This is a genomic window from Paracoccus sp. (in: a-proteobacteria) (assembly GCF_047605025.1).
In the GTDB taxonomy this organism is placed as follows: domain Bacteria; phylum Pseudomonadota; class Alphaproteobacteria; order Rhodobacterales; family Rhodobacteraceae; genus Paracoccus.
In genome coordinates this window covers 1-11,329 of the sequence record NZ_JASGGO010000026.1, presented here as the reverse complement: position 1 = coordinate 11,329, position 11,329 = coordinate 1, and the positions used below count along the sequence as shown (strand labels likewise).

At 66.1% G+C, this 11,329-nt stretch carries 13 protein-coding genes; 3 read left to right on the top strand and 10 right to left on the bottom strand.

Annotation, left to right across the window (positions count from 1 at the left end):
• Window positions 1-290 precede the first annotated feature (290 nt).
• The 5 genes from QM682_RS14335 to QM682_RS14315 all read right to left on the bottom strand — a co-directional run bounded on the left by QM682_RS14335 (window position 291) and on the right by QM682_RS14315 (window position 3,086).
• Complete coding sequence (locus QM682_RS14335) at window positions 291-749, bottom strand: pyridoxamine 5'-phosphate oxidase family protein (protein WP_415130910.1); 459 nt, start codon at window positions 747-749, stop codon at window positions 291-293.
• The gene (locus QM682_RS14330) at window positions 746-1,375 is read right to left on the bottom strand and encodes a LysE family translocator (RefSeq protein WP_415130908.1); all 630 of its coding nucleotides are present in this window, start codon (window positions 1,373-1,375) and stop codon (window positions 746-748) included. Before QM682_RS14330 ends, QM682_RS14335 begins: the two co-directional genes overlap by 4 nt.
• 104 nt (window positions 1,376-1,479) lie before the next feature.
• Window positions 1,480-1,941 carry a YaiI/YqxD family protein gene (locus tag QM682_RS14325; RefSeq protein ID WP_415130906.1) on the bottom strand — a complete coding sequence of 154 codons (462 nt, stop codon included), beginning with the start codon at window positions 1,939-1,941 and terminating at the stop codon, window positions 1,480-1,482.
• 49 nt (window positions 1,942-1,990) lie between these two features.
• Window positions 1,991-2,587, bottom strand: a complete 597-nt coding sequence (locus QM682_RS14320; protein ID WP_415130904.1) for a peptidylprolyl isomerase — start codon at window positions 2,585-2,587, stop codon at window positions 1,991-1,993.
• A complete protein-coding gene (locus QM682_RS14315; RefSeq protein ID WP_415130902.1) occupies window positions 2,577-3,086 on the bottom strand; it encodes a peptidylprolyl isomerase in 510 nt (169 codons plus the stop codon). Before QM682_RS14315 ends, QM682_RS14320 begins: the two co-directional genes overlap by 11 nt.
• Before the next feature lie 176 nt (window positions 3,087-3,262).
• Between QM682_RS14315 and QM682_RS14310 the strand changes: the two genes are divergently transcribed.
• Together QM682_RS14310 and ftsY are read left to right on the top strand one after the other, a co-directional pair.
• On the top strand, window positions 3,263-4,462 hold the full coding sequence (locus QM682_RS14310; RefSeq protein ID WP_415130900.1) for a phosphoglycerate kinase: 1,200 nt from the start codon (window positions 3,263-3,265) through the stop codon (window positions 4,460-4,462).
• Window positions 4,463-4,806: 344 nt separating this feature from the next.
• The gene (gene ftsY / locus QM682_RS14305) at window positions 4,807-5,877 is read left to right on the top strand and encodes a signal recognition particle-docking protein FtsY (RefSeq protein ID WP_415130898.1); all 1,071 of its coding nucleotides are present in this window, start codon (window positions 4,807-4,809) and stop codon (window positions 5,875-5,877) included.
• 714 nt (window positions 5,878-6,591) lie between these two features.
• Here the strand turns inward: ftsY and hisG are convergent.
• The 3 genes from hisG to hisS are packed head-to-tail and all read right to left on the bottom strand — an operon-like array spanning window position 6,592 to window position 9,826.
• Window positions 6,592-7,272 (bottom strand): ATP phosphoribosyltransferase, encoded by a 681-nt coding sequence (gene hisG, locus QM682_RS14300; RefSeq protein ID WP_415130896.1) that lies wholly within the window; start codon window positions 7,270-7,272, stop codon window positions 6,592-6,594.
• Entirely contained in the window at window positions 7,269-8,345 is a 1,077-nt protein-coding gene (locus tag QM682_RS14295) for an ATP phosphoribosyltransferase regulatory subunit (protein WP_415130894.1), read from the bottom strand. The genes hisG and QM682_RS14295 overlap by 4 nt, the downstream gene beginning before the upstream one ends.
• Window positions 8,342-9,826: a histidine--tRNA ligase gene (gene hisS / locus QM682_RS14290; protein ID WP_415130892.1), complete on the bottom strand. Its 1,485-nt coding sequence runs from the start codon at window positions 9,824-9,826 to the stop codon at window positions 8,342-8,344. The genes QM682_RS14295 and hisS overlap by 4 nt, the downstream gene beginning before the upstream one ends.
• A 49-nt stretch (window positions 9,827-9,875) precedes the next feature.
• On the opposite strand from hisS, the gene QM682_RS14285 reads away from it, so the two are divergent.
• The gene (locus tag QM682_RS14285) at window positions 9,876-10,085 is read left to right on the top strand and encodes a SlyX family protein (protein WP_415130890.1); all 210 of its coding nucleotides are present in this window, start codon (window positions 9,876-9,878) and stop codon (window positions 10,083-10,085) included.
• A 60-nt stretch (window positions 10,086-10,145) separates the two neighbouring features.
• Here the strand turns inward: QM682_RS14285 and QM682_RS14280 are convergent, their stop codons facing one another.
• A complete protein-coding gene (locus QM682_RS14280; RefSeq protein WP_415130888.1) occupies window positions 10,146-10,619 on the bottom strand; it encodes a DUF4177 domain-containing protein in 474 nt (157 codons plus the stop codon).
• 163 nt (window positions 10,620-10,782) lie between these two features.
• Window positions 10,783-10,911, bottom strand: a complete 129-nt coding sequence (locus QM682_RS14275; protein ID WP_415130886.1) for a hypothetical protein — start codon at window positions 10,909-10,911, stop codon at window positions 10,783-10,785.
• Between the last annotated feature and the right edge of the window lie 418 nt (window positions 10,912-11,329).

The window sequence follows — 11,329 nt, the reverse complement described above, 5'->3', positions numbered from 1 at the left end:
CGATCAGGATTGCTCTGCCCGCTGAGAACTGGATCGTTTGGAACTGGAGTTTTCGACTGATTTTCCTCGGCTGAGGCGCCACGACTGCGTGACGAAAGCCGGCAAACTCTGGTGCAGGGTCTCGCTCGCCGCCAAACCGGGTGTCTCGGGTTACGTTTCAGCGGACTATCTGTCGGACTCCTGACTTCCGATGCCAAGGTTTCGGGCACGCTGATCGTTCATCCATCCCGGCTCACGCCTGATCGCTTCTTGCGGGCGCTTCAAGCGGTCCGCTTGGCGGGACGAAGCAATCACTCTTGGATCGGCAGCACCCCGTAGGTGCGATAGGCATCCCTACGCAGCTCCGCCTCGCTTCGATCCGGCAAAAGGACATAGCTCGGCGCAAGGATGGGCGAGACTTGCTTGACATCGACGGATATCACATGGCGGATCGGAAACGCGCCGCCACTCCTTTCCAGCAGCGGTGCCAACAAGGTCGCGAAATCCGGGTGGTCGGGGGCGATGATTTCCGCCAGGCCTTCCAGCTTGCGCCCGCGTTGCAGGAAAATGTCGATCAGGCTGACGCAGACCGCCGGATTTTCGCGAATGTTCCTGACGCTTCGCGCCGAGGCGATATCGGCGATGACCAGCCGGTTCGCGCCGGTTTCGGCATAGATTTCCTTGGGCGAGACATTCGGCCGGTTTCGGGCATCCACGGTCGCCAGCCAGCAGAGAACCGCCCTTTCCACCTCCTTGAATCTGCCGGTCATGTCCGCCTCTCGAAGATGAGGCGGAGGCCGAAAAGCACCAGAAAGGTTCCCATGACGCGCTCGATCCAGACCCCGAACCGCCTGTAGGCCGCTCGCGCCGGCCCCGTGGACAGCAGCCAGATCACCAGCCCATACCACAGGATTTCCAGCGCGAAGCCACCGCCGAGGATCGCGATCCTCGCGGCTGTAGACGTGTCCAGCGGAATGGTCGCGGCATAGAGGCTGATGAAGAACGCGATCCCCTTCGGGTTGCTCAGGTTGACGAGCAGCCCGAGGCGCAGCCCCCGAGCGAAGCGGTCCTGCGCCAAAGGAACGCCGCGCTCATCGTCAGGGGCAGGACGATGCAACCATCCCTTGACGCCCAGATAGACAAGAAACAGGCCCCCGGCGATCTGCACCGCCCCCGCCAGCCAGCCGATCCGGGTCAGCAGCAGGGCAAGGCCGGACATGCTTAGGATCGCATAGAGAGTTCCGGCACAGGCCAGACCAAGAGTTGCGCCGATGGCGGTTTGCCTTGCACCGGAGATTGCCAGACGGGAAATCAGAGCGAAGTTCGGACCCGGACTGACGACAATGGCCGCGTAGAGAAGCAGCACTGTCGCGACGACGACGATCTCGGTAGGCATTCCGGCCTCCATCTCATCATGTCAGGCTATGTCGAATGCTCGACAACACCAATGCCTTTCTTCGCTCGAGTTTTTGGCCTTACAGCCGTCTGCCCGGCCGCCGATCAACCGCTTCCCACCCGCACCGCCGCCGCCATCACCCGGTCCAGCGCCTGAAGAAACCGCGCCCTGTCCGCCTTGCCGAAAGCCCCACCCCTTCCCTGCATGAACGGGTCCGAGGCGCGCATATCCTGCATCAGATCCCGTGTGGCCAGCCTGCCGCCGATATTGGCCAGGGTCAGCACCTCGCCATTCGGCTGGATCACCTGCGCGCCGGCCTTCAGGCAGCGGTCCGCCAGGGGAATGTCCGAGGTGACGACCACATCGCCCGGACCGCAGGACGCCGCGATCCACTTGTCGGCCTCGTCCGGGCCGTCCGGGACGATCCGCAGGCTCACGAAGGGATTGGCCGACGGCCGCAGCCCGCCATTGCAGACCAGCACCATCGGCAGGCGCATCCTGGTGGCGACGCGCTCGGCCTCGGCTTTCACCGGGCAGGCATCGGCGTCGATGTAAAGCGTGGTCATCGCATCTCCGGCGGAAAGAAAGCCCCGCACGAGGCGGGGCCTACAAGGGTCACTCGGCGACCGAGACCTTGGCCATGTAATCGGGATCCAGCACCGCGCCATTCGCGGCCGGGTCGCCCTTCTTGATCGCGTTCAGCACGTCCCAGCCTTCGACCAACTGGCCGACGACGGTATATTGCCCGTCCAGGAACTCGGCCGGGGCCAGATCGATGAAGAACTGGCTGTTGGCGCTGTTCGGGTTCTGGGCGCGGGCCATGCCCACGGTGCCGCGCTGGAAGCTGACCTCGTTGAACTCGGCCCGCAGGTCGGGCTGCTTCGAGCCGCCCATGCCCGCGCGCGCGGTATCACCGCCATGCTTGCCGAATTCCACGTCTCCGGTCTGGGCCATGAAACCGTCGATCACGCGATGGAACACCACCCCGTCATAGGCGCCGGATTTCGCCAGCCCGACCAGCCGCTCGACATGCTTCGGCGCCTTGTCGGCGTAAAGATCCAGCACGATCCTGCCCTTGGCCGCGCCCTTGGCATCCGCGACCTCGATCACCAGGTTCGGGCCGGGACCATCGGTCACGCCCGGCAGGCCCTCGGCCAGGGCGGGACCCGCCAAGACCAGGGCCAGAACCGCCGCGCCAAGCTTACGCGACATCGGCGGCCACCTTGACCGAGATCATCCGGTCCGGTTTCGCCGGCGGCTCGCCACGGGCGATCTTGTCCACGGCCTCCATCCCCGAAATCACCCGGCCATAGACCGTGTATTGCCCGTTCAGGAAATGGTTGTCCTTGAAGTTGATGAAGAACTGGCTGTTGGCGCTGTTGGGGTTCATCGAGCGCGCGGCGCCCAGCGTGCCCCGGTCATGCGGCAGGCGCGAGAATTCCGCCGGCAGGTCCGGCAGGTCCGAGCCGCCCGTGCCCGCCCGGCCCGGATTGTAATTGTTTTCCATGTTCGCGTGCTCCACGTCGCCGGTCTGGGCCATGAAGCCCTCGATCACGCGGTGGAAGGCCACGTTGTCATATTTCCCGGCGCGGGCCAGTTCCTTCATCCGCTCGGCATGTTTCGGGGCTACGTCGGACAAAAGCTCGATGACCACCGGCCCGTCCTTCAGTTCGATGATGATGGTGTTTTCGGGATCCTTGATCTCGGCCATGGCGGTCTCCTTCTGCTGGCTTGGGCGAAAGCCATAAGCATTTCGTTGCGCCCATACAACGCCAGCATTGCAGAGCGGTTCGACCGGAACCATCCTGCGACCTGCCGGTTGACGCGAATGTCATGATGCGGGACAACCCGTCAGGGCCGCGAGTGCCCCAAAGGAAAGGACGAAGCATGGCCGATTTCAACACGATCGACGACCTGGACCTTGACGGCAAGGTCGTGCTGACCCGCGTGGATCTGAACGTCCCGGTCGAGAACGGCCAGGTGACCGACGCGACCCGGATCGAAAAGATCGTGCCCACGGTCAAGGACATCCAGGCCAAGGGCGGCATCCCGGTGCTGCTGGCGCATTTCGACCGGCCCAAGGGCAAGCGCGTCGACAGCATGAGCCTGAAGGTGGTGCTGCCCGCGCTGGAGCAGGCGCTTGGCCAGGCGGTGAAATTCTCGGACGAGGCCATCGGCGGCCCGGCCAAGCGCGCCGTGGCCGATTTGCAGCCCGGCGACGTGCTGCTGCTGGAGAACACCCGGTTCTATGAGGGCGAGGAGGCAAACGACGCCACTTTCGCGGCCTCGCTGGCCGCCTTGGGTCAAGCCTATGTGAACGACGCCTTTTCAGCGGCGCATCGCGCCCATGCCTCGACCGAGGGGATCGCGCAGCTTCTGCCCGCTGCCGCCGGCCGGCTGATGGAAGCGGAGCTGAAGGCCCTGAACGCCGCCCTGGGCGAGCCGCAGCGGCCCGTGGTCGCGGTGGTGGGGGGGGCCAAGGTCTCGACCAAGCTCGATCTGCTGGGGAACCTGATCACCAAGGTCGATCATCTGGTGATCGGCGGCGGCATGGCAAACACCTTCCTGGTCGCGCAGGGCACCGAGGTCGGCAAATCCCTGGCCGAACGCGACATGGCCGATACCGCGCGCGGGATCCTGGCCAAGGCCGAGACCTCTGGATGCAGGATCCACCTGCCCGTGGACGTGGTGGTGGCACGCGAATTCAAGGCCGGCGCGGCCAGCGAGACCCTGGCCGCCAACGCCTGCCCCACCGATGCGATGATCCTGGATGCCGGCCCGCTGACGGTCGCGGCGGTGCGCGAGGTGTTCGAGGCATCGCGCACGCTGATCTGGAACGGCCCGCTCGGCGCCTTCGAGATCGCTCCGTTCGACACCGCGACCAATGCGGCGGCGCAAGAGGCGGCACGGCTGACACGCGAAGGCAGGCTCATCTCGGTGGCGGGCGGGGGCGACACGGTGGCGGCGCTGAACAAGGCCGGTGTGGCGGAGGACTTCACCTTTATCTCGACCGCGGGCGGCGCCTTCCTGGAGTGGATGGAGGGCAAGGACCTGCCCGGCGTCGCGGCTTTGCGAAAGCACGCTTGAGGGGCCGGCATTGAGAAGGGGGACGGACCTCTTCTCAATGCGCCGAAACCTGCGCGGCGGAGGCCGTCTGCGCCACCTCGGCGCGGCCGGACATCCCCTAGGCCCCGAGGCTGGCGACGATCGTAGTGATCGGGGCGGACAGCGCCGTTCGGGATCGGCATCATGCATGCCGAAGCCTACTTCGGGTTGGGAAACGCCCGATCAGCGCGGCTTTTCCCGGGAACTGCCCTGCTGGGGCTCCGCCCCAGACCCCGGGATATTTGGACAAGAAAGAAAACAGAGGGCGCTTTCCCTTCGGCGCGGAAATGCCTAGGTTCGACGCGGCTATTTGGAAGGATGGGGCTATGTCGTTTTTCTCGAAACTGCGCGACCGCCTGACGCGCTCATCGTCGAAGATCGGCGCGGGACTGGACGACATCGTCGCCGAAGGCGGGGACGAGGGGGGGGAGTCGCCCCAGGCCACCCCCCTGTCCGCGCAGCCAAGCCCTGCCCTCGCACCGCCTCCGGAAGCGCCGCCGGAAACGCCGCGTCCTGGCCTGATCGGGCGCATTTTCGGCAGCACCGGCGCCCCCGCAGAACCTCGGCGCGAGTTGGACGACGAGATGCTGGAACAGCTTGAGGAAATGCTGATACAGTCGGACATGGGCGTCGACACCTCGCTGCGGGTCACCGCCAATATCGCCGAGGGTCGCATGGGCCGGCGTATCTCGGCCACGGAACTGAAGCAGCTTCTGGCCGATGAGATTGCGCGGATCATGACCCCCGTGGCAAGGCCGCTGCCAATCTACCCCAAGCGCCCGCAGGTGGTGCTGGTCGTGGGCGTCAACGGTTCGGGCAAGACCACGACAATCGGCAAGCTCGCCAGCCAGTTCAAGGCGGCGGGCAAGAATGTGGTGATCGCTGCGGGTGACACCTTCCGAGCCGCCGCAGTCGAGCAGTTGCAGGTCTGGGGCAAGCGCGCCGGCGTGCCGGTGATGACCGCCCCCGAAGGCTCGGACCCCGCAAGCCTCGCCTTCGACGCCATGAGCCGGGCAGAGGCCGAGGGCGCCGATCTGCTGATGATCGACACCGCCGGGCGCCTGCAAAACCGCCAGGATCTGATGGAGGAACTGGCCAAGATCGTCCGCGTCATCCGCAAGAAGGACCCCTCGGCGCCACATAATACGCTGCTGATCCTGGACGCCACCACCGGCCAGAACGCTCTGGGCCAAGTCGAGACCTTCCAGAAGCTCGCCGATGTCTCGGGCCTGGTGATGACCAAGCTGGACGGCACGGCGCGGGGCGGCGTTCTGGTGGCACTTGCCGACCGTTTCGGTCTGCCGATCCATGCCATAGGCGTGGGCGAGCAGATCGACGATCTCGACGCCTTCGACGCCCGGGACTTCGCCCGCGCTCTGGTAGGCTTGCCCGACTAAAGCATGCGCTACGTCCCAAGCCGGCCCGGATGTGATCGCGATATACCGACGGATGCCCGGCAGGCAAGGGTCGCGCCGGATAATCCCGCCTGAAACATGCCCTGGCCGCCCCGACGATCGCCAAGAGCCACCGTCACGGCCAAAACGCCAAGAGCCAGGGCGTGAAGGTGGCTGAAAGCCGGGCCATTGGCCGCTTCAATGGGCAGACGGCCCGGACCCGATCCAAATGATGGTTTGGGTAGCCCAGGCCAGGCCGGCGCGGGCAGCGTCATAATGCCGCCACCAAATTGAGCGCCCTGATCGCCATCTCGCGACATCCCTTCCGCGCGGAAGCGCAGGATCGATGCCAAAGATTCGCCTGCCATCACGCCGTCGAGAACGCCTTCCACAAGCATGCGGAACCCAAACCCATCGCCATGCGCGCCAGGCAAACCCGGCCGAGGCCATGATCCACACCGCCGCAGCCAATCCACGAAAAGCCCACGCATGCGCCAGGCTCCAGTTCGGCCCTTCTTCGTTTTCCAAATACCCATGCACCCGTGCCGCCAAAGCTGCGCTCAGAGCTTGACCGGATACGCATCGGTCCTGGCGTTCGTCGCGGCCTCAGCGCCCCCGGATGCGCGCATCCGCACGTCCCGCGGCGGGGATCATGGTCGCATGACATGGAATTTTCCTTGTCATTGCAAGGCCCCAACGCGTCCTTCGGGGCTCGGGTTACCGAAGCCCCAGCCGCGCGGCGAAGGCGTGCACATCATCCGTGTCGCCTGCGGCAAGCGAACGCAGCAGCGTTGCCTGGCTGCGCAGAATCGGGGCCTCGCCCAGGATCTTCAGGTGGTTCGCCCGCAACGTCTCGCCCGAGGAGGTGATGTCCGCTATCGCCTCGGCGGTCAGATTCGCGACGGTGCCCTCGGTCGCGCCCTGGCTGTCCACAAGCTGGTAATCCGCCACTTCCTCGGCCGAAAGCCAGGCCCGCACGAGCCGGTGATACTTGGTCGCGATGCGCAGGCGGAAGCCATGCTCGGCGCGGAAATCGCGGGCGATGGCGGCGAAATCGTCCAGGCTGTCGCAATCGGCCCAGCAGGCGGGAACCGCCAGGATCAGGTCGGCATGGCCGAAGCCCATGGGCGCCAGCTCCTCGACATGGCTGCGCCAGCCGGCCAGCTTTTCGCGGATCAGATCGGTGCCGGTGACGCCCAGATGGATGCGCCCGGCCTTGAGTTCGCGCGGGATCTCACCCGCCGAAAGCAGCACCAGGGCGACGTTCTCGGCGCCGTCGACCCTGCCGGCATATTCCCGGTCCGAGCCAGCGCGCGACAGGCGCACGCCGCGCGCCGCGAACCATTCGAAGGTCTGCTCCATCAGCCGCCCCTTCGAGGGCACACCCAGGCGAATCATGCCGATTTCTCCAAGATCGCGGCCCCCATCTCGAAGATCAGACCTGGACGAATGATGCCGCCCACGGCGGGAATGGCGCGCCCCTGCCCCAGCACCGCCGCCAATGCGTCATAGCGCCCGCCGGTGGCGACCGGAGGCCAGTCGGCCCGTCCCTCGGCCATGAAGCTGAAGGTCATGCCGTCGTAATACTCCATCGTATGCCGGCCATGGCTGGCGTCATAGCGGATCGCGTCAGCATCTATGCCGCGCGCGGCAAGCAGCGAAAGGTTGCGGTCCAGCCGCTCGACCGCCTCGATGATCTCGGGGATCTCGGCCGCCAGGTCGCGCAACTGGCGCAGCGCCTCGGGGGCGGGCGCATCAATGGCAAAAAGCCGCTCCAGCCGTTCGATCCAGATCGCGGGCAGCGGGGCCTCGTCCTTATCGGCCTGAAGCCGGTCGATCCGCGCCTGCATTTCCTCGCGCGAGCGTAGCCCGTTCCAGGGCGCGCAGGAAGCGGCGGAGCCGCGCGGCTGGGGCGGCGCGGCAAACCGCGCCAGCAGGCGGGCGAAGCGCCGGGGCCGCCAGATGTGATGCAAAAGCGCCGCGCGCCGCGCCTCGGACAGGGGCAGCGCGCGGACCGCATCCATCAGCAGATCCATGTCGCCCATGGTGGCCTGCAAGCGCAGCGGGGCGAGGATATTATGAAACAGCGCGAAAACCTCGGCATCGGCATCGGCATCGCGGGCGAAAAGTTCGAACCCCGCTTGCAGAAACTCATTGTCGCGCGGGTGTTCTGGCTGGATCTCGCCCTGGTCCTGCTTGCGAAAGACCTCACCCAGATAGCAGTAGCGCGCCGGCTCGGCACCGCCCTGCATGTGAATCTGCACGACGGGAACGGTGAAGTCGGGGCGCAGCATGACCTCGCCCCGGATCGGATCCTGGGTGACATAGGCGCGGGCACGGATATCCTCGCCGTAAAGGTCCAGCAGCGTCTCGGCGGGCAAAAGCAGGTCGGGCGCGACCTCCTTGGCTCCGGCAGCGCGGAAGGCGGCCAGAATCTGCTGGCCGATGGCCTGTTTCTCGCGCTTGCTCATCCCAGAATGCGCCGCACTTCGCGGACCAGATCACCGCGCGGCACCTCGGTCTGGGCGGGCTGGGCCTTCCATTCCTCATGGCTGACCTTGGCGGCGATTTTCGCGCCCAGGATCAGGTCCTTGATCTGGACGACGCCACGCAAAGCCTCGTCCCCGCCCTGGATGATGGCCACGGGGGACTGACGTTTATCGGCATATTTCAACTGGTTGCCAAAATTCTTCGGGTTACCCAGATAGACCTCGGCGCGGATTCCGGCGGCGCGAAGCTCGGCGGCCATGGCCTGGTAATCGGCCATGCGGTCGCGGTCCATGACGGTCACCACGACCGGGCCCTGGGCCTGACCGCCCATCAAGCCCTTGGCGCGCAGGGCGGCCAGCAGGCGATCCACGCCGATGGAAACCCCGGTCGCCGGCACCTTCTGCCCGGTGAAGCGTTCGACCAGCCCGTCATAGCGCCCGCCGCCGGCGACAGAACCGAACTGGCGCTTGCGGCCCTTGTCGTCAAGGATCTCGAAGGTCAGCTCGGCCTCGAATACCGGGCCGGTGTAATAGCCAAGGCCACGCACGATCGAAGGGTCGATGATGGCCCGATCCTCGGCCACGCCCATGGCGGCCAGCATGTCGCTGATCTGCGCCAGTTCCTCGACCCCTTCGGCGCCCACGGCCGAGATGCCCACGGCGGCGCGCAGATTGTTCAGCGTTTCCGCGTTGTCGGCCCCTTTCGAGGTCAGGAAGGCGATGACGGGTTCGGCCTGTTCGGGGGCAAGGCCGACGCCTTCGATCATCGCGCCCGACTCGTCCTTGCGGCCGGTGGTCAGAAGCTGGCGCACGCCGTCCTGACCCACCTTGTCGAACTTGTCGATGGTGCGCAGCACATCGTCGGCGGGCCTGCCCTCGGCCACGCCCATCGCTTCAAGAATGCCGTTCAGAACCTTGCGGTTGTTGATGCGGATCAGGTAATCGCCGCGCTGAATGCCGGCATGTTCCAGGGCAGTCGCAAGCATGGCGCAGATCTCGGCATCCGCCGCGACCGAGGCGCTGCCCACCGTATCGGCATCGCATTGATAGAACTGGCGAAAGCGCCCCGGCCCCGGCTTTTCGTTGCGCCAGACCGGCCCCATGGCATAGCGCCGGTAGGGACTGGGCAGATCGTTGCGGAACTGCGCCGCGACGCGTGCCAGGGGCGCGGTCAGGTCATAGCGCAGGGCCAGCCAGTCGCCCGCGCCGCCGCCGGGCACCTCGGCCTCTTGCCAGGCGAAGACGCCGGCATTGGGGCGGTCCACATCGGGCAGGAACTTGCCCAAAGCCTCGACGGTTTCCACGGCGCTGGTCTCTAGCGGCTCGAAGCCATGGCGATGATAAATCTCGGCGATGCGGTCCAGCATCTGCTTGCGCTCGGTCACGTCCGCGCCAAAATAGTCACGGAACCCCTTGGGCGTCTCGGCCTTGGGACGGGGTTGTTTCTTCTGATCTTTCGCCATGGTTCGCCTCGGGCTTCTACCATGCGGGGGTCTAACGGATGGTGAGGTCATGGACAAGCAGGAGCGGCTGGAACGCCTGGAGGAGACGGTCGCGCATCTGGCGCGGCAGGCGGAGGATCTGTCCGAGGTCGTCACGCGCCAGGAGCGCGAGATCGCGCGGCTGTCACGCCGGGTCGGACTGCTTATGGAGCGCGAAGCCGAACGCGAGGCCGAGGGCAGCACGATCCCGCTTGCGGACCAGCGCCCGCCGCATTGGTAGGGGCTTTGCCCCTCGCCCCCTTACGGGGGCTCACCCCAGGATATTTTCACAAGCAAGAAATCAGCGGCTGGCCGGCCCAAGGCGCGGCCCCGCCGGTTGCGGTTCGGGCCGGGTCAGGGGTGGCTCGGCCGCGCGGGACTGGGCGCGTTCCGGCATGGCGCGCATGGGCTGGCTGAAAGGAGCACGCACAGGCGGGGTCTGGGCCTCGGGGGCGGTGACGGACTGCGGCGCAGCCTCCGGGACGAGCGGGGGCGCGACTTCCCGCGCTGGCTGGAGATGGGCATGATCCGCCGCTTCGGCGACCAGGGCGCGACGGAAAATCAGCAGGTTGTGATAGACGGTGCTGCGGCCGGTCAAGCCCGAACGTTCCTCGGCCGGCAGGGTCTCGGCGCGCACATAGTTCCAGCCGTCGTCGGCCATCTGGTTCAGCGTGTCGGTCAGGGTGGCCGCGAAACGGTCGATGCCGGCCTTGGCGCTTTTGGTCTTTTCGCCGCGCGCGGGGGCGGGAATGGCGATGTATTCGTAACGGCTCATGCGGGTGCCTTTCCTTTGGGGCGGAGGTTAGGCGAGATGGGCGGGCAAGGGAAGCGTTGCGCTGGGACTGCGTGTGGCGCGTGGCGCACATATTCGGGAGGGAGCGCGCCTTCCGGCGGTCCTGAGGTTATCGGCACGCAGTGCCCACGCACCCCAGGGAGCCTCAGGCGAGAACATATTCACGAAGCAGATCCTCAAGCCAGTCGGCAAAGACCGTGACCCGCTGCGGCAGGGAATGGCGATGCGGAAAGAGCAGCGTCATCGGCAAGGGCGCGTCGCGGCACCGGGGCATCACCTCGACCAGGGTGCCGGTCGCCAGATCCGCGATACCCGTCTGATCCCTCCCAGGATCGGATAACGCCCCGGAGCGTCAGGTGAACGCGCCGGCCTTGAGAGAGGCCCAAGGCTGGCCCCCCGCGACAGATGCCCAGATGCCCAGATGCCCAGATGCCCAGACTTTCGGCGAGGCCGGCGCGCGCTTCAAGGCTGATGGGGTGGGGTGGCCCGCTGTGTCAGGAAGCAGGCGTTGGCTATGAGGGACAAAGCGAACGGTCACCCCAAGGTAGCGCCTGTCGCAAGTGGCGTCGCGAATGCGACAAGAACGTGTGAAACGAAACCCCCTGATGTTCCGGGAGCGGCGGATCTGTCGCAGATTTCAGGCAGAGCGTCTCAAAACTCTCCCGATATTTGATTAACTGCCGGCTCTGGCG

Coding starts and splice junctions, on each gene's coding strand:
- QM682_RS14335 (WP_415130910.1), bottom strand. CDS start 749: ATGACCGGCAGATTCAAGGAGGTGGAAAGGGCGGTTCTCTGCTGGCTG.
- QM682_RS14330 (WP_415130908.1), bottom strand. CDS start 1,375: ATGCCTACCGAGATCGTCGTCGTCGCGACAGTGCTGCTTCTCTACGCG.
- QM682_RS14325 (WP_415130906.1), bottom strand. CDS start 1,941: ATGACCACGCTTTACATCGACGCCGATGCCTGCCCGGTGAAAGCCGAG.
- QM682_RS14320 (WP_415130904.1), bottom strand. CDS start 2,587: ATGTCGCGTAAGCTTGGCGCGGCGGTTCTGGCCCTGGTCTTGGCGGGT.
- QM682_RS14315 (WP_415130902.1), bottom strand. CDS start 3,086: ATGGCCGAGATCAAGGATCCCGAAAACACCATCATCATCGAACTGAAG.
- QM682_RS14310 (WP_415130900.1), top strand. CDS start 3,263: ATGGCCGATTTCAACACGATCGACGACCTGGACCTTGACGGCAAGGTC.
- ftsY (WP_415130898.1), top strand. CDS start 4,807: ATGTCGTTTTTCTCGAAACTGCGCGACCGCCTGACGCGCTCATCGTCG.
- hisG (WP_415130896.1), bottom strand. CDS start 7,272: ATGATTCGCCTGGGTGTGCCCTCGAAGGGGCGGCTGATGGAGCAGACC.
- QM682_RS14295 (WP_415130894.1), bottom strand. CDS start 8,345: ATGAGCAAGCGCGAGAAACAGGCCATCGGCCAGCAGATTCTGGCCGCC.
- hisS (WP_415130892.1), bottom strand. CDS start 9,826: ATGGCGAAAGATCAGAAGAAACAACCCCGTCCCAAGGCCGAGACGCCC.
- QM682_RS14285 (WP_415130890.1), top strand. CDS start 9,876: ATGGACAAGCAGGAGCGGCTGGAACGCCTGGAGGAGACGGTCGCGCAT.
- QM682_RS14280 (WP_415130888.1), bottom strand. CDS start 10,619: ATGAGCCGTTACGAATACATCGCCATTCCCGCCCCCGCGCGCGGCGAA.
- QM682_RS14275 (WP_415130886.1), bottom strand. CDS start 10,911: ATGCCCCGGTGCCGCGACGCGCCCTTGCCGATGACGCTGCTCTTTCCG.